The 15,705-nt window shown below is 66.0% G+C and carries 12 protein-coding genes; 9 read left to right on the top strand and 3 right to left on the bottom strand.

The features are described 5' to 3' along the window. Positions 1-91 precede the first annotated feature (91 nt). Positions 92-2,008, top strand: a complete 1,917-nt coding sequence (locus AvAM_RS09990) for a bifunctional metallophosphatase/5'-nucleotidase (protein ID WP_375708145.1) — start codon at positions 92-94, stop codon at positions 2,006-2,008. Between the two features lie 115 nt (positions 2,009-2,123). On the opposite strand, the gene AvAM_RS09985 is transcribed toward AvAM_RS09990, so the two are convergent. Continuing rightward, positions 2,124-2,969 carry a MurR/RpiR family transcriptional regulator gene (locus AvAM_RS09985; RefSeq protein ID WP_137746904.1) on the bottom strand — a complete coding sequence of 282 codons (846 nt, stop codon included), beginning with the start codon at positions 2,967-2,969 and terminating at the stop codon, positions 2,124-2,126. Between the two features lie 250 nt (positions 2,970-3,219). On the opposite strand from AvAM_RS09985, the gene AvAM_RS09980 reads away from it, so the two are divergent. From AvAM_RS09980 to tal, 4 genes are all read left to right on the top strand, one after another. Further along, the gene (locus tag AvAM_RS09980; protein WP_137747094.1) at positions 3,220-4,233 is read left to right on the top strand and encodes an ABC transporter substrate-binding protein; all 1,014 of its coding nucleotides are present in this window, start codon (positions 3,220-3,222) and stop codon (positions 4,231-4,233) included. 159 nt (positions 4,234-4,392) lie between these two features. After that, complete coding sequence (locus AvAM_RS09975) at positions 4,393-6,588, top strand: iron ABC transporter permease (protein WP_137746903.1); 2,196 nt, start codon at positions 4,393-4,395, stop codon at positions 6,586-6,588. Positions 6,589-6,616: 28 nt separating this feature from the next. Further along, positions 6,617-7,699, top strand: coding sequence for an ABC transporter ATP-binding protein (locus tag AvAM_RS09970; protein ID WP_137746902.1), 1,083 nt, complete (start codon positions 6,617-6,619; stop codon positions 7,697-7,699). Between the two features lie 7 nt (positions 7,700-7,706). Beyond that, on the top strand, positions 7,707-8,657 hold the full coding sequence (tal, locus tag AvAM_RS09965; protein ID WP_137746901.1) for a transaldolase: 951 nt from the start codon (positions 7,707-7,709) through the stop codon (positions 8,655-8,657). 224 nt (positions 8,658-8,881) lie between these two features. On the opposite strand, the gene AvAM_RS09960 is transcribed toward tal, so the two are convergent. Further along, positions 8,882-10,276: a sensor histidine kinase gene (locus AvAM_RS09960; protein WP_137746900.1), complete on the bottom strand. Its 1,395-nt coding sequence runs from the start codon at positions 10,274-10,276 to the stop codon at positions 8,882-8,884. 178 nt (positions 10,277-10,454) lie between these two features. After that, positions 10,455-11,171, bottom strand: a complete 717-nt coding sequence (locus tag AvAM_RS09950) for a response regulator transcription factor (RefSeq protein ID WP_137746899.1) — start codon at positions 11,169-11,171, stop codon at positions 10,455-10,457. Between the two features lie 168 nt (positions 11,172-11,339). Here AvAM_RS09950 and AvAM_RS09945 point away from each other — a divergent pair, with 168 nt between their 5' ends. From AvAM_RS09945 to AvAM_RS09930, 4 genes are all read left to right on the top strand, one after another. Further along, complete coding sequence (locus tag AvAM_RS09945) at positions 11,340-12,590, top strand: ABC transporter substrate-binding protein (RefSeq protein ID WP_137746898.1); 1,251 nt, start codon at positions 11,340-11,342, stop codon at positions 12,588-12,590. A 123-nt stretch (positions 12,591-12,713) separates the two neighbouring features. Continuing rightward, positions 12,714-13,832, top strand: coding sequence for a carbohydrate porin (locus tag AvAM_RS09940; protein ID WP_137747093.1), 1,119 nt, complete (start codon positions 12,714-12,716; stop codon positions 13,830-13,832). Positions 13,833-13,955: 123 nt separating this feature from the next. Continuing rightward, the gene (locus tag AvAM_RS09935) at positions 13,956-14,837 is read left to right on the top strand and encodes a carbohydrate ABC transporter permease (RefSeq protein ID WP_137746897.1); all 882 of its coding nucleotides are present in this window, start codon (positions 13,956-13,958) and stop codon (positions 14,835-14,837) included. Further along, complete coding sequence (locus AvAM_RS09930) at positions 14,827-15,696, top strand: carbohydrate ABC transporter permease (RefSeq protein WP_137746896.1); 870 nt, start codon at positions 14,827-14,829, stop codon at positions 15,694-15,696. Before AvAM_RS09935 ends, AvAM_RS09930 begins: the two co-directional genes overlap by 11 nt. Positions 15,697-15,705 lie beyond the last annotated feature (9 nt).

Genomic DNA, 15,705 nt, shown 5'->3' with positions numbered 1-15,705 from the left:
CGTCGTTGTACCCGTACTGCCTGCGACGCAGCGTCTGGCCAGAACCGCTTCGCTGAGTTTTGTTAGCCGCTCTCAACACAGGGGCTGGAACATGACGATGGGTTTGTGGGCAATGCAAAAGCAGGTGCGCCGCGTGCGCGTGGGCATGCTGGCGCTGGCCGCCGCCAGCGCGCTGGCCGCTTGTGGCGGCTCCGATGGCGGCGATCAGGCCAAGCCGTTGGAGCTGACCATCCTGCACATCAACGACCACCACTCCACGCTGGAGTCCCGGTCCAAGACGCTCAAGCTCTCAGCGGGCGGCGCGGCGGCCGTGGATGTGGTGGTGGATGCCGGTGGCTTCCCGCGTGTCACGGCAGCCATCAACGAACTGGCCGCCCAGTCCCCCCATGTGCTCAAGCTGCATGCGGGCGATGCCCTCACCGGCACGCTGTACTTCAACCGCGCCGGGGCCGATGGCGAGGCCGACGCCGCGCTGATGAACACCGTGTGCTTCGACGCCTTCACCTTGGGCAACCACGAGTTCGACAAGGGCGATTCGGGCCTCAAGGCATTTCTGGACCTGCTGCGCAAAGGCGCGTGCAAGACCCCCGTGCTCAGCGCCAATGTGCAGTTCGGCGCAGGCTCTGCCCTCAACCCCACGCGCGCGCCGGGCTACGTCAGCCCCTCCCCCGTGGTCGAGCGTGACGGGCAAAAGATCGGCATCGTGGGCCTGACCATTGCACAGAAGACCAAGGCCTCGTCCAGCCCCGACGCCGACACCACCTTCCAGGACGAAACCGCCGCCGCCCAGCGCGAGATCGATGCCTTGCGCGCCAAGAACATCAACAAGATCATCCTGCTCAGCCACATTGGCTACGACTACGACAAGCAGGTGGCCGCGCGCCTGTCGGGGGTGGATGTGGTGGTGGGGGGCGACTCGCACACCCTGCTGGGCCCCGCTGCGCTCACCAGCACCGGCGTGGGCTCGCCCGCAGGCGCCTACCCCACCCGCATCACCGACAAGGACGGCAAGCCCGTGTGTGTGGTGCAGGCCTGGGAGTACGCGCAGGTGGTGGGGGAACTCAAGGTCAGCTTCAACGCGCAGGGCGAGGTCACGCAGTGCGCGGGCACGCCCCATGTGCTGATGGGCGACAGCTTCACCCTCGGCGGCAAGGCCGCCACCGACGCGGAAAAGGCGGCGATCAAGGCCAGCGCAGCCGCCACCGGCGTGCTGCGCATCACCGCCCCGTCTGCCCCGGCGACCACCGCCCTGCAACCGTTCAAGGACCGCGTGGCCGTGTTCAACAAGACGCAGGTCGCCGTGGTGCCGCAGGAACTGTGCTCACGCCGCGTGCCGGGCGGTGTCGGGTCGGTGGACTACAGTCGCTCCAGCGCGGCCTGCAATGCCGAAGGCAGCGTGAGCCTGCGCGGTGGCGACATCCAGCAGCTGGTGGCCCAGGCCTACCTGGACGTGGCCAACGCGAAATACGGCGGTGCCGACATCTCGCTGCAAAGCGGCGGTGGCGTGCGCATCCCGCTGCAGGGCACGGTGACGGCCGCGCAGGTGATCCAGGTGCTGCCGTTCGGCAACATGCTGTTCCGCCTCGACATCACGGGCCAGGAGGTCAAGGGCATGCTCGAAGACGGCCTGGAAGCTGTGTACGGCACGGGTGGATCCACCGGCCCGTACCCGTACACCGGCGGCCTGCGCTACGACGTGAACCCCAAGGCCGCCTTCGGCAGCCGCGTGGCCAACATCGAGGTGCGCAACCCGGCCACCGGCGCCTGGGGCGCGCTGGACTCCGCCAAGACCTACAAGCTGTTTGTGCTGAGCTTCAACGCCACCGGCGGTGACGGCTACAAGACCCTGGCCGCCGTGCCCGCTGCGCGCCGCCTGGACATTGGTGTGCTGGATGCCGATGTGTTCTTCAGCTACATCGACAAGCAGGCCAAGGACACGGCCACCGGGCTGCCGGTGCTCCAGCGCCTGCCGGTGGAGCTGTACAGCACCAGGAACTTTGTGAACTGAGTGCTGCCGGTTTTCTGAAGCAAAAATGGCTGCCTGCGCCTGATGGACAAGCGCTGGCAGCTATGCTTTTTGTAGTGTTTGTGCCGCGCGCCCCCGGCGCGGCACGAACCCGCCGTCAGGCATACCGCTTGGCGCGCAGGTTCTCCTTCATCTGCTGCAGGATGGGCTGCAGCGACCCCCCGATGCGCAGCGCCACGCAGGTGGCCAGCACATCGATGATGAGCAGGTGCATGAGGCGCGACACCATGGGGCTGTAGCGGTCGTAGCCCTCGGGGTGGTCGGCCGCCAGGTGGATCTGGCAGGTGCTGGCCAGGGGCGAGCCGCTGGCGGTGATGGCGATGGTGGTGGCGCCGTTCTTGCGCGCAATGTCGGCCGCGTCCATCAGGTCGCGCGTGCGGCCCGAGTTGGAGATGATCACCGCACAGTCGCCCGGGCCCAGCAGGGTGGCGCTCATCACCTGCATGTGGCCGTCGCTGGTGGCAATCGACGTCACGCCCAGGCGGAAGAACTTGTGCTGCGCGTCCTGCGCCACGATGCCGGAGTTGCCCACGCCGTAGAACTCGATGCGCTTGCCGGTTTTCCAGGTGGCGGCGATGGCCTCGGCCGCACGCTCCAGCGCCACGGTGCTGGCCGCGTTGCGGTACTGCAGAAACGCGGCCACAGCGTTGTCCACCACCTTTACCAGCACATCGCCCGTCTTGTCGTCCACGTCCACGCTGCGGTGGATGAAGGGCACCCCCTCGCTCACGCTGCCCGCGAGCTTGAGCTTGAAATCTGCCAGGCCGTCGTACCCCATGCTGCGGCAAAAGCGCACCACGGTGGGTTTGCTCACATGGGCACGCTCGGCCAGTTCGCGCACCGGCAGGCGGGCAAAGCTGCGCGGGTCGGCCAGCACCAGCTTGGCCACACGTTGTTCGGCAGGGGCCAGGGACGAGAGCGAGGCGGTGATGCGGTCGAGCATGGGAGCGGGTTTCCTGGGAGGGTGCGGCAACAGAGAAAGAAATGGTAACTGCGTTTCACGAAAAGTGGGTCATGAGTTACCACGAGGCCGACTCAACTTGGCCGGTGCCGTCTGGGTGTGCCTCTGCGTTTGCCTCCGCGTGCGCCCCCTGCGTGTTATCCCGGTGGCCGGGGGCGTGGCCTGGCCCTAGGATGATCTGAAACTTTGTTGTCATATTTGAATGGAACGGACACCCCCGATGCGCAAGCCCATGCTCCACACCTTTGCCGCTGCCGCCCTGGCCCTGCTGGTCACCGGCGCCCACGCCCAAGGCCAGGTCAACATCATCTGTTCCGTGCAGGCCGAGTGGTGCAACCTGATGTCCACCGTGTATGCCAAGACCACCGGTACCAAGGTCAACATGACCGCCAAGGGATCGGGCGAGGCGCTGGCCCAGCTCAACGCCGAGAAGGCCAACCCCAAGACCGACATCTGGTTCGGCGGCACCGGCGACCCGCACCTGCAGGCGGCAGAGCAGGGCCTGACGCTCGAATACAAATCGCCCCAGCTCGCGCAACTGCACCCCTGGGCGCAGAAGCAGGCGGTGGACTCCAAGTACCGCACCGTGGGCGTGTATCTGGGCCCGCTGGGCTTTGGCTACAACACGGAGCTGCTGGCCAAGCGCAAGCTGAAAGCCCCGCAGTCGTGGGCCGACCTGCTCAAGCCCGAATTCAAGGGCGAGGTGCAGATGGCCAACCCGGCATCGAGCGGCACCGCCTACACCATGATCGCCACGCTGGTGCAGATCATGGGCGAGGAAAAGGCGTTTGAGTACCTCAAGGCGCTGCACCCCAACGTCAGCACCTACACCCGCTCGGGCACCGCACCCGTCAAGGCCGCGGCGCGCGGTGAGACAACCATCTCGGTAAGCTTTGTGCACGATGTGACTACCGAGGCGGTCAACGGCTTCCCTGTGGGCTCGGTCACGCCGTCCGAAGGCACTGGGGCCGAGGTGGGCTCCATGAGCATTGTCAAGAACGGCCCCAACACCGAGGTCGCCAAGAAGTTCTATGAATGGGCGCTCACGCCCGGCGGCCAGCAGTTTGGCCTGGCGGCCAAGCAGTTCCAGCTGCCCAGCAACACGCAGGTGCCCAAGGACCCGCGCATGACCGATCCCGCCAAGATCAAGCTCATCAACTACGACTACGCCAAGTACGGCGCCAGCGCCGAGCGCCGCCGCCTGATTGCGCGTTGGGAAAAAGAAGTCCAGAACGCGGCGCGCTGAAGTGCTGCACCCCCTGAGCGGCTGCGCCGCTTCCCCCTCTCCTACGGGAGGGGGACGCCCCCGGTGGCCTGGCAAAGCCAGCTCCACGGTGGCACTGGCCTTGGTCACGCCGGTTTCACACGACATGGATCGTGCGGCGCATCATGAACAACGGATCCGATGATGGTATCTACACCGAACCGGCCCTTGTGGGCCTGGGTAGTGATGGGTGTGCTGGGTTACCTGCTGCTGCCCTGGTATGCGCAGCAGGACGCCAACGGCCTGCTGGCCATGGGGCAGGTGTGGGGCGATGCACAGGCGGCCAATGGCCTGCTGCAGGCCGCCCAGCATGGGCGACCCTGGCTGTGGCTGGGCCTGCTGGGCCTGGCCGTGGCGGGCGCAGGCGCGGCCCTGCCTGCAGGGCGCAGGCAAGGCGCCGCGTTGATCGCCGGTGGTGCAATGGGGCTGGTGGCCCTGCTGCTCAGCGGCTTTGCGATTGGTGCGCGCGGCTGGGCGTTTGAATGGATGAACACCAGCCTGGGCGAACTGGGCGCGCGCCAGCCGGGCATGGGCTGGGGCGGCTTCGTTGTGCTGTCGGCGCTGCTGGTGCTGATGTCGTTCGGCATTGCGCGGCGCGGCTTCTTCAAAGGCGATTTGTTTGTGGCAGCGGCCGTGCTGGGCTGCGGCAGCCTGCTGGCGCTGTTCATCGTGTTCCCGGTGCTCAAGGCGCTGTCGGCAGCGTTTTTTCTGGAAGACGGCCCGTTCTCGCTGGCCGTGGTGTGGGAGCGCATCGCGCACGAGCGCAACTTTGGCCTGGCATGCCTCAGTGGTGGGCAGCGCTGCGGTGTGGCCTGGAACACGCTGTTCCTCGGCCTCATGACCGCCACCAGCACCACGCTCCTGGGCACCTTCATGGCGCTGATGGCCGAGCGCGCCTCGCGCCGCTATGCGCGGCCGCTGAACATCGTGGCGCTGTTGCCCATCATCACGCCGCCGTTTGTGGTGGGCCTGGGGCTCATCCTGCTGTTCGGCCGCGCGGGGGTGTTCAACCAGTTTCTCGAGTACGCGTTCGGCATCACGCCCAGCCGCTGGTTCTACGGCTGGTTTGGCGTGTGGGTGGCGCAGACCTTCGCCTTCACGCCGATTGCCTTCATGATCATGCGCGGCGTGGTGCAGGGCGTGGCCCCCAGCCTGGAAGAGGCCGCGCAAACCCTGCGCGCCAGCCCGCATCGCACCTTCATGACCGTGACCCTGCCGCTGCTCAAGCCCGGCCTGGCCAATGCGTTCCTGGTGGGCTTCATTGAGAGCATGGCGGACTTCGGCAACCCCATCGTGGTGGGCGGGCAGTTCTCAGTGCTGTCCACCGAAATTTTCTTCGCCATCGTGGGCGCGCAGTACGACCAGGGCCGTGCGGCATCCCTGGCCTGGATCCTCACGTTCTTCGCGCTCACGGTGTTTGCCATCCAGCGTGGGCTGCTGGGCAGGCAGAACTTCACCACCGTGTCGGGCAAGGGCGATGCGGGCATTGCCATGCCGCTGCCCACCGGCGTGCGCCGCGTGGTGCATTCGATTGCGCTGCCCTGGATGGCGTTCACGCTCATCGTGTACCTGTTCGCACTGGCCGGTGGCTTTGTGCAGACCTGGGGGCGTGACTACACCATCACCCTGGCGCATTTCCGCACCGCGTTCAGCGTGGAGTGGGGTGACTTTGGTGTGGTGTGGGCAGGCACGGCGTGGAACTCGTTCTTCACCACGCTCAAGCTCGCCGCCATTTCGGCGCCGCTCACGGCCACGTTGGGCATTGGCATTGCGTGGCTGCTGGCGCGCACCGAGTTCCGGGGGCAGGGCGCGTTCGAGTTTGCGGCGCTGCTGGCCTTTGCCATCCCCGGCACGGTGCTGGGCGTGAGCTACATCCTGGCCTTCAACGTGCCGCCGTTCGAGCTGACGGGCACCGCGCTCATCATCGTGTTGTGCTTCATGTTCCGCAATTTGCCCGTGGGTGTACGCGCGGGCACGGCGGCGTTCAAGCAGCTGGACCGATCGCTGGACGAAGCCTCCGTCATGCTGCGCGCAGGCAGCGTGCAGACGTTGCGCCATGTCGTGCTCCCGCTGCTCAAGCCCGCGCTGGTGGCTGCGCTGGTCTATAGCTTTGTGCGCGCCATCACCACGGTGAGCGCAGTGATCTTTCTGGTCACGGCCGAGAACGAGCTGGCCACCACCTACATCATTGGCCGCGTGGGCAATGGCGACTATGGCGTGGCGCTGGCGTACTGCACGGTGCTCATCATTCTCATGTCGGCCTCCATCGGCCTGATCCAGCTGCTTGTCGGCGACCGCAAGCTCGGGCGGCGCGCAGCCGCTCCCGCCGCGCACTGAACACCCTCGCAGGAAACGAAGAAACGCCATGAACCACAACGACGCGGGCATTGTGTTCCGCAACATCACCAAACGCTACGGCAGCGACAGCAGCGCAGCCCTAGCCGTCAAGGGCATCAGCTTTGAGGTGCCGCGCGGCACGCTCACCACCATCCTCGGCCCCTCGGGCTGCGGCAAGACCACCACCTTGCGCATGATCGCGGGGCTGGAGTCGCCCACCTCGGGCGAGATCTTCATCGGCGGCAAGGACGTGACCACGCTCGGCCCCGCGCAGCGCAACGTGAGCATGATGTTCCAGAGCTACGCGCTGTTCCCGCACATGAACGTGGTGGAGAACGTGATGTACGGCCTGCGCATGTCGGGCCAGCCCAAGGAGCAGGCGCGCGCCAAGGCCGTGGAGGCGCTGCGCGGCGTGGGTCTGGTGGGCTATGACGACCGCTTGCCCAGCGAACTCTCGGGGGGGCAGCAGCAGCGTGTGGCCCTGGCCCGCGCGCTGGTGCTGGAGCCCGAGGTGCTGCTGTTCGACGAGCCCTTGTCCAACCTCGACGCCCGCCTGCGCCGCGAGATGCGCGAGGAGATTCGTGCGCTGCAGCAGCGCCTGTCGCTCACGGTAGCCTATGTGACGCACGACCAGGCCGAGGCCATGGCCGTGAGCGACCAGATCATCGTGATGAACCAGGGCCTGATTGCGCAGAAGGGCTCGCCCCGCGCGCTGTACGAAACCCCACACAGCGAATTTGTCGCAGGCTTCATGGGCGAGGCCATGCTGTTCCCGGCTGTGGCGGGCCCCGACGGCACGGTGGCGCTGGGCCCGTTGGTGCTGCGCCCTCGCATGGCGGTGCAGAGCGGCCCGGTGAAGGTGGCGGTGCGGCCGGAGGCCTGGCGCATCACCCGGCAGGGCGACGGACTGCTGCCCGCGCGGCTGGCCAAGTCGGCCTACCTGGGCGCGGTGTACGAGTACACGTTCGACACCTCGCTGGGCTCCATCTTTGTGGTGTCGTCCGATCTGGACGATGTGCTGGCCGTGGGCGACGAGGTGCTGCTTGGCCTGGGTGTGCACGGCGTATCGGTGGTTGGTAGTACCGAAGGCCGCGAGCGTGATGCGGAATAATGGCGCCATGACCAACCAACTCGACGCCCTCAAACAGTTCACCACCGTGGTTGCCGACACTGGCGACTTCAAGCAACTGGCGCAGTTCCAGCCCCAGGATGCCACCACCAATCCGTCGCTGATCCTCAAGGCTGTGCAAAAGCCCGAGTACGCACCGCTGCTGCAGGACACCGTGGCCCAGTTTCGGGGCCGCCCCATGGACGAGATCATCGACCGCCTGCTGGTGCGTTTTGGCCGCGAAATCCTCGCCACCATTCCGGGCCGTGTCTCCACCGAAGTGGACGCCCGCCTGAGCTTTGACACCAGCGCCACCGTCACGCGCGCCGAGCGCATCATCGAGCTGTACCAGGCCGAGGGCATCCACATCGACCGCGTGCTCATCAAGATCGCTGCCACCTGGGAAGGCATCAAGGCCGCCGAGCAGCTGGAGCGCAAGGGCATCCACACCAACCTCACGCTGCTGTTCTCGTTCGCCCAGGCCGTGGCCTGCGGCGATGCCAAGGTCCAGCTGATCTCGCCCTTTGTGGGCCGCATCTACGACTGGTACAAGAAGCAGGCGGGTGCCAGCTGGGACGAGGCCGCGCGTGCCGGCGCCAACGACCCCGGCGTGCAGTCCGTCACGCAGATCTACAACCACTACAAGCGCTTTGGCATCGCCACTGAGGTGATGGGCGCGAGCTTCCGCAATGTGGGGCAAATCACGGCTCTGGCAGGCTGCGACCTGCTGACCATTGCCCCCGAGCTGCTGGCCCAACTGGCCGCCAGCGAGGCCCCGCTGCAGCGTGCCCTGAACGCCGATGCCGCCAAAGCCATGGACCTGCCCGCCGTGAACTACGATGAAGCCGGTTTCCGCTACGCCCTGAACGAAGACGCCATGGCCACCGAGAAGCTGGCCGAGGGCATCCGTGCGTTTGCCGTGGATGCGGTGAAGCTGGAGAAGTTGATCCTGGCTGCTTGAGTCTGTTTCTGGTTTTGTTGGGCGGCTGGTGCTTGTTGGGGGAGCGCCAGCCGTTTTTTGTTTTTGTGGCTCTGTCGTTTTGATGTCCCGGTGGGCTGGGTTTTTTGGCGCTTGGGCGTGCGCCCAGGCTGCGAAAGTTCAGCTCCTTGTTGCATTTTGCTATCAAAAAAAGAGCTATAAGGGCATAGCCAATGCGCGGAGAAGCCCGAAAAGGGGCTTAAAAATCACCCCGCGGGCACCCGCATCCCCACCCGCAACCCCCTCGGCACCACCCCCTCCGCCACCGTCCGGCCGCCATGCCGCAACGCGATCTCCTCCACGATCGACAGCCCGAGCCCACACCCCCCCGCCTTGTCCGACCCGCGCCAGAAGCGCGCAAACAGATCGCCCAGGTGCTCGGCCGGTACGCCCGGCCCGTCGTCCTCCACCACCAGCAAGGCCCAGCGGCCGGGCTCCTCGTGGCCCACGCGCACCGTCACGGTGGCGCCGGGGCCTGCGTAGTGCAGTGCGTTGTCGATGAGGTTGTTGAGCGCCTCGCGCAGCAGCAGCGGATGGCCCTGTACGGGCAGGCTGTCGTCGCCCTCATAGCCCAGGTCCATGCCCTGGGCCAGGGCGCGGGCCGCCCATTCGCGGGCCACCTCGCGCGCCAAGGCGGCGAGGTCGGTGGGCTGCATTTCCACGTTCGATTCGGAGCGCGCCAGCTGCAGCAGCTGGTGCACCAGGTGGGCGCTGCGCTGGGCGGCCGAGAGCACTTTTTGCAGCCGCTCCTGCACGGCGGGCTCGTGGCTTTCGTGCAGGGCCAGCTCGGTCTGGCCGATCAAGCCCGCCAGCGGGGTGCGCAGTTGGTGTGCAGCATCGTTGAGAAAACGCTTTTCCTTTTGCTGACCGCGCGCCACGGTCTCCAGCAAGCGGTTGATGGTGCTGGCCAGTGAGTGCACCTCCTGCGGGGCCTCAGTCAGCTCGATGGGGGGAAGGGGGGCGGAGCCCGCCTTGGGCAGTGCGCCAGCGCGTTCGATCTGGGCCTCCAGCCGCTTCAATGGCTGCAGGCCGCGCAGCACGCCCGCATACACCACAGCGCTCAGCGCCAGGCCCATCAGCCCCATGGGGAACACCATCTGCTCCAGCAGCTCCTGCGCGATGCGCTCGCGCACCGTGAGGCTCTGGGCCACCTGCACGCGCAGGGTCTGGCGCGTCTGGGGCGTGCCGTAGTCCACATCCAGCAGCGCCACGCGCACGGCGCGGTCGTCCACGCGCGCGTGGTACAGATAAGGGTCGCCCACACGCACCTCCACGGGCGGTGGTGGCGGCAGCTGCGCGTTGCCCAGCAAAAAACGGCCGGGCGGGGACGACACCATGTAGGTGATGCGGTCGGCCGGGTCCTGCTCCAGGATGTCCTGCGCGGCCTTCGGAAAATCCACCAGCAACCCATCGCCAATCGGCTTGATCTGCCGCGCCAGCGCCCGCACCGACTGGGTCAGCGTCTGGTCAATGCCCTTCTCGCCGTTCTGCAGCGCAATGCGCCAGGCCAGAAACCCGCCCGACAGCCACAGCACCAGCTGCGGCAGCAGCAGCCACAGCAGCAGCTTGCGTTGAAGAGAAACCCCGGGTACGTGGCGCATGTCAGTGGTCCGGGCCGACAGCGATCAGTGAGGCCCCCGACGCCAGCCACTGGCGCGGCCCCCGCGAGGGATGCCGAGCAAGGGCCGCCCCGCAGCGAGGGCATCGTCCCCCTGCCCGCGTAGCGCAGCGAAGCGAGAGCGGGGGGAAGGCGCGCAGCGACTCAGGGGGGTGTTCCATCTACGGCCTGTTCAGCATGTACCCCAGCCCCCGGATATTGCGAATATTCAGGGGCGAGGCGTCCAGCTTCTTGCGCAGGCGGTGCACATACACCTCCAGCGCGTTCGAGGCCAAGGGGGCTGCGGCCTGGCCGGGGTCGGTGGGGCTGGCGCGCCAGGCGGCCAGCACGTCGTCGCGCGTGACCACCTCGCCTGCGCGGTGGGCCAGCAGCACCAGCAGTTCCCACTCGCGCTGGGTCAGGTCCAGCGGGTCGCCGTTCAGCGCGGCGGCCTGGCCCGCGTGGTCCAGCACCAGCGGGCCCAGGGTGGTGAGCTGCGGGCCCTGGGTGCTGCTGGCCTGGGTAAATGCGGGCTGGCGTGCACGGCGCAGCATGGCCTGCAGGCGGGCCTGCAGCTCCTGCATGTTGAAGGGTTTGGTGAGGTAGTCGTCGGCCCCGGCGTTGAGGCCCTGCACGCGGTCTTCCACGCCGTCGCGGGCGGTGAGGATCAACACAGGCAGGCCCGCAATGTGGGCGCGGGCCCAGGTCAGCAGCTCGGTGCCATCGGCGCCCGGCAGGCCCAGGTCCAGGATGATTCCGTCCACGGCCTGCATCTGCAAAAGCGCCATGGCCTGTGGCACGCTGCTGGCGGTGCAGACGCTGTAATCGAGTTGCTTGAGTTGGCCGGTGAGTGCGTCGAGCAGGAGGGCGTCGTCTTCGACAATGAGTAGCGTGGCCATGGATTGAGCATATCAAAGCGCCCCGTGGCGGGCCTGTTGTGGGCCTTCCGCGACTCTCAGGGAAAGCCCTGAGAATTAAATTAATTATTGTAATTAAAGTACCGACTGCGCTGAACAGCACCGGATTCCGGCGCACCAAACGGATTCAAACATCGAGGAGACACGGGTATGTGGAAGATGACAAAAATCGCCGCAGTGGCGGTGGGCCTGGCGGCAGCGATGTCGGCCAGCGCGGGGGAGGTCGAAGTCCTGCACTACTGGACATCGGGCGGCGAGGCCAAGTCGGTGGCCGAACTCAAGAAGATCATGCAGGGCAAGGGCCACACCTGGCGCGACTTTGCCGTGGCGGGCGGCGGTGGCGACAGTGCCATGACGGTGCTGAAAAGCCGTGTGATCTCGGGCAACCCACCCTCGGCCGCGCAGACCAAGGGCCCGGCCATCCAGGAATGGGCTGCCGAAGGCGTGCTGGCCAACATGGACACCCTGGCCAAGGCCGAGAAGTGGGACGAGCTGCTGCCCAAGGTCGTCGCCGACGTGATGAAGTACAAGGGCGCCTACGTGGCCGCCCCGGTCAATGTGCACCGCGTGAACTGGATGTGGGGCAGCTCCGAAGCCCTGAAGAAGGCCGGTGTGGCCGCCATGCCCAAGACCTGGGACGAGTTTTTTGCCGCCGCCGACAAGCTCAAGGCTGCAGGTCTGGTGCCTGTGGCCCACGGCGGGCAGAACTGGCAGGACTTCACCACGTTTGAATCCGTCGTGCTGGGTGTGGGCGGCGCCAAGTTCTATCAGGACGCCTTGGTCAAGCTCGACAACACCGCACTCACCAGCGACACCATGAAGAAGTCGCTGGAGACCTTCCGCCGCATCAAGGGCTACACCGACCCCGGCGCACCCGGCCGCGACTGGAACCTGGCCACGGCCATGCTCATCCAGGGCAAGGCGGGCTTCCAGCTGATGGGTGATTGGGCCAAGGGCGAGTTCCTGGCCGCAGGCAAGGCACCGGGCAAGGACTTCCTGTGCGCCGCTGCACCGGGCTCGGCCAACGCGTTCACCTTCAACGTGGATTCGTTCATCCTGTTCAAGCTCAAGGACGCTGCCGCGCAGAAGGCCCAGAGCGACCTGGCCAGCTCCATCATGAGCCCGGCCTTCCAGGAAGTGTTCAACCTGAACAAGGGCTCCATCCCCGTGCGTGCGGGCCAGCCCATGGACAAGTTCGACGACTGCGCCAAGGCCTCGGCCAAGGACTTTGTGGACACCGCCAAGAGCGGCGGCCTGGTGCCCAGCGCGGCCCACGGCATGGCGATTGCCCCGGCCACCGAAGGCGCCATCAAGGACGTGGTCAGCCAGTTCTGGAACGACGACAAGGTCAGCGTCGCCGATGCCATGAAGAAGATCGCGGCCGCCGCGAAAACCAAGTAAGCCGTGCCAGATACACGCGCACACACGCACTAAAACCAACCCCAGAGGGATCCCATCATGAAGACAAGAAACCGCCTCACGGCGGTGGCTTTGGCCGCCGCATGCGCGAATGGCGCCTTTGCTATGGACGTAGCAGGCTTTGAGTTCAACGGCTACTCACGCGGTGGCCCGGTGTTCAACCACTCGGACGGCGTCAAGGGCAACCTGGCGCTCGGTGGCGAACTGCAGAAGTTCCGCCTGGGCAACGAAGGCGACAACGGCATCGAAGTCAACTTTGCGCGCACCTTCGAAGCCGGTGGCGTGAAGTGGAAGGTGAACTACATGCCCGCCAAGTGGGGCAGCGGCGACATCAGCACCGAACAGGCATTTGTGGAAATGAGCGGCTTCTCGTTCGCCCCCGAAGCCAAGTTCTGGGCTGGCCAGCGCCGCCTGCGCATCCAGGACGTGCACATCGTCGATTACTTCCTGCTGAACTACGGCGACAACATCGGCGCCGGTGTGACCGATGTGCCTGTGGGCGGCATGAAGCTGGGCGTGGGCCTGTTCACCGGCGACAAGTTCGACGGCGGCCTGCCCAACAACGTGAAGGCGCACCGCATCAACGCCGACCTGTCTGAAATCAACACCAACCCCGGCGGCAAGCTGCGGGTGTTGCTCACGGCCGTGGGCGGCAAGGGCCAGGTCAACGGGGGCTCGGGCTCGGGCATCTCCTTCATGCACACGCAGAAGGAATTCCTGCTGCCCAGCATCAGCAACACTTTCTACCTGCAGACCTCGCGCGGCCATGCCCGCATCGACGGCGAGTTCGAAGCCATCGACGGCACGCGGGCGGGCCGGCGCTCCACGCGCATTGCCGACTCGATCAACTGGCAAAGCGGCCCGTTTGGCGGCCAGGCACTCATCGGCTACCAGACCAACAAGGCCGACCTGACCGGTGTGGAAACCAAGGACTTCTCGCTGGGCGGCCGGGGCTCGTACGCGTTCACCAAGAACTTCAAGGGCCTGGTGGAACTGTCCACTACCACCCGCAAGGGCAGCGGCCCGGACCAGCGCCTGTCCAAGGCCACGCTGGCGGGCGCTCTGGCCCTGTCGGAAGACTTCTGGTCGCGCCCCGAGCTGCGCCTGTATGTGACCAAGGCCAACTGGAACCAGGCCGCCGCCGCAGCCAATGCGGGCAGCTTTGGTGCCAATGGCAAGACCTCGCGCACGCTGGTGGGCGTGCAGTACGAGGTGTGGTGGTGATCCGTTGAGGAGATCGTGAGTTAGCGAGTTATTCCGAGGTGACTTTGTTCAGTTTTGGGGGGCACTCCTGCGTGTCCCCCGCTTTTTTTCCCTGCAGGACAATGACAAACACATACCGCGGCCATGAGCAAAAACACGTTTGAAACATGGCTGCCCAAGCTGGTGGTAGCGCCTGCCTTTGTGCTGGGCTTCGCCTTCATTTACGGCCTGATGGTGTGGAATGGCGTGCTCAGCCTCACCGTCTCGCGCATGCTGCCCAACTACGAATGGGCGGGCCTGGCGCAGTACGAGCGCCTGTGGGAGATGGACCGCTGGTGGGTCGCCCTCAAGAACCTGGGCATCTTCGGCGTGGGCTACGTGGGCGGGTCGCTCGCCATCGGCGTGGTGCTGGCCGTACTGCTGGACCAGAAGATCCGCGCCGAAGGCGCATTGCGCACCATCTACCTCTACCCCATGGCGCTGTCGTTTGTGGTCACGGGCACGGCCTGGAAGTGGCTGCTCAACCCCGGCCTGGGGCTGGAAAAAATGGTGCGCGACTGGGGCTTCCCCAACTTCGAATTTGGCTGGCTGGTGGACACCGAGATGGCCATCTACTGCGTGGTCATCGCAGGCATCTGGCAAAGCGCCGGGTTTGCGATGGCGCTGTTCCTGGCGGGCCTGCGTGGCATCGACGACAGCATCATCAAGGCCGCGCAGGTCGATGGCGCCTCGCTGCCGCGCATCTACTGGCGCATCGTGCTGCCCGCGCTCAGGCCCGTGTTCTTCTCCACGCTCATGGTGCTGTCGCACCTGGCGATCAAGAGCTTTGACCTGGTGATGGCACTCACGGCAGGTGGCCCCGGTTTTGCCACCGACGTGCCCGCCACCTTCATGTACACCATGTCGTTCTCGCGCGGCCAGATCGGCCTGGGCGCGGCCAGCGCCACCATGATGCTGGCCACCGTGGCGGCCCTGGTGATTCCTTACCTTTACAGCGAACTGCGGACCAAGCCCCATGACCGCTAAGCCTTCTTTGTTCCCTTCCGTGGGCCGCTTTGTGGTCTACGCGGTGCTGGCCCTGGCCACCGCCTTCTTCCTGCTGCCGCTGTACGCGATGCTGGTCACGTCGTTCAAGGACGCCGAAGAGATCCGCAGCACCTCGCTGCTGGCGCTGCCAGGCTCGCTGAACTGGTCGGCCTGGGGCACGGCGTGGCAGAGCGCCTGCACGGGCGTGGACTGCAATGGCCTGCGCCCGTTCTTCATGAACTCCGTGTTCATGGCCGTGCCTGCGGTGCTGATCTCCACCGTGTGGGGCGCCGTCAACGGCTATGTGCTCAGCCTGTGGAAGTTTCGCGGTAGCGATGTTCTGTTTGGCCTGCTGCTGTTCGGCGTGTTCATGCCTTTCCAGGTGGTGCTGCTGCCCATGAGCCAGGTGCTGGGCTGGCTCGGCCTGTCGAGCTCGATCACGGGCCTGGTGCTGGTGCACTGCCTGGCGGGGCTGGCGGGCACCACGCTGTTCTTCCGCAACTACTACGCGGCCATCCCCAAGGAGCTGGTGAACGCGGCGCGCATGGATGGCGCGAGCTTCTGGCAGATTTTCTGGCGCATCGTGCTGCCGCTATCCACGCCCATCGTCATGGTCACACTGATCTGGCAGTTCACCAACATCTGGAACGACTTCCTGTTTGGCGTGGTGTTCTCGGGCACGGATTCGAAGCCGGTGACGGTGGGGCTGAACAACCTGGCCAACACCAGCTCCAGCGTGAAGGCCTACAACGTGGACATGGCGGCCGCCATCATCGCGGGCCTGCCGACCATGGTGATCTACGTTCTCGCAGGCAAGTTTTTTGTGCGCGGCCTCACGGCGGGCGCGGTCAAGGGTTAAAGGTTAGAA

Origin of the sequence: Acidovorax sp. NB1 (genome assembly GCF_005405905.1) — a bacterium.
Classification (GTDB): domain Bacteria; phylum Pseudomonadota; class Gammaproteobacteria; order Burkholderiales; family Burkholderiaceae_C; genus Acidovorax.
This window is presented reverse-complemented; position numbering and strand designations above follow the sequence as displayed.

Bases quoted from the DNA above. Each gene is read 5' to 3' on its own strand.
- AvAM_RS09945 (WP_137746898.1), top strand. From the start codon at position 11,340: ATGTGGAAGATGACAAAAATCGCCGCAGTGGCGGTGGGCCTGGCGGCA.
- AvAM_RS09970 (WP_137746902.1), top strand. From the start codon at position 6,617: ATGAACCACAACGACGCGGGCATTGTGTTCCGCAACATCACCAAACGC.
- tal (WP_137746901.1), top strand. From the start codon at position 7,707: ATGACCAACCAACTCGACGCCCTCAAACAGTTCACCACCGTGGTTGCC.
- AvAM_RS09930 (WP_137746896.1), top strand. From the start codon at position 14,827: ATGACCGCTAAGCCTTCTTTGTTCCCTTCCGTGGGCCGCTTTGTGGTC.
- AvAM_RS09985 (WP_137746904.1), bottom strand. From the start codon at position 2,969: ATGCTCGACCGCATCACCGCCTCGCTCTCGTCCCTGGCCCCTGCCGAA.
- AvAM_RS09935 (WP_137746897.1), top strand. From the start codon at position 13,956: ATGAGCAAAAACACGTTTGAAACATGGCTGCCCAAGCTGGTGGTAGCG.
- AvAM_RS09940 (WP_137747093.1), top strand. From the start codon at position 12,714: ATGGACGTAGCAGGCTTTGAGTTCAACGGCTACTCACGCGGTGGCCCG.
- AvAM_RS09990 (WP_375708145.1), top strand. From the start codon at position 92: ATGACGATGGGTTTGTGGGCAATGCAAAAGCAGGTGCGCCGCGTGCGC.
- AvAM_RS09960 (WP_137746900.1), bottom strand. From the start codon at position 10,276: ATGCGCCACGTACCCGGGGTTTCTCTTCAACGCAAGCTGCTGCTGTGG.
- AvAM_RS09950 (WP_137746899.1), bottom strand. From the start codon at position 11,171: ATGGCCACGCTACTCATTGTCGAAGACGACGCCCTCCTGCTCGACGCA.
- AvAM_RS09980 (WP_137747094.1), top strand. From the start codon at position 3,220: ATGCTCCACACCTTTGCCGCTGCCGCCCTGGCCCTGCTGGTCACCGGC.
- AvAM_RS09975 (WP_137746903.1), top strand. From the start codon at position 4,393: ATGATGGTATCTACACCGAACCGGCCCTTGTGGGCCTGGGTAGTGATG.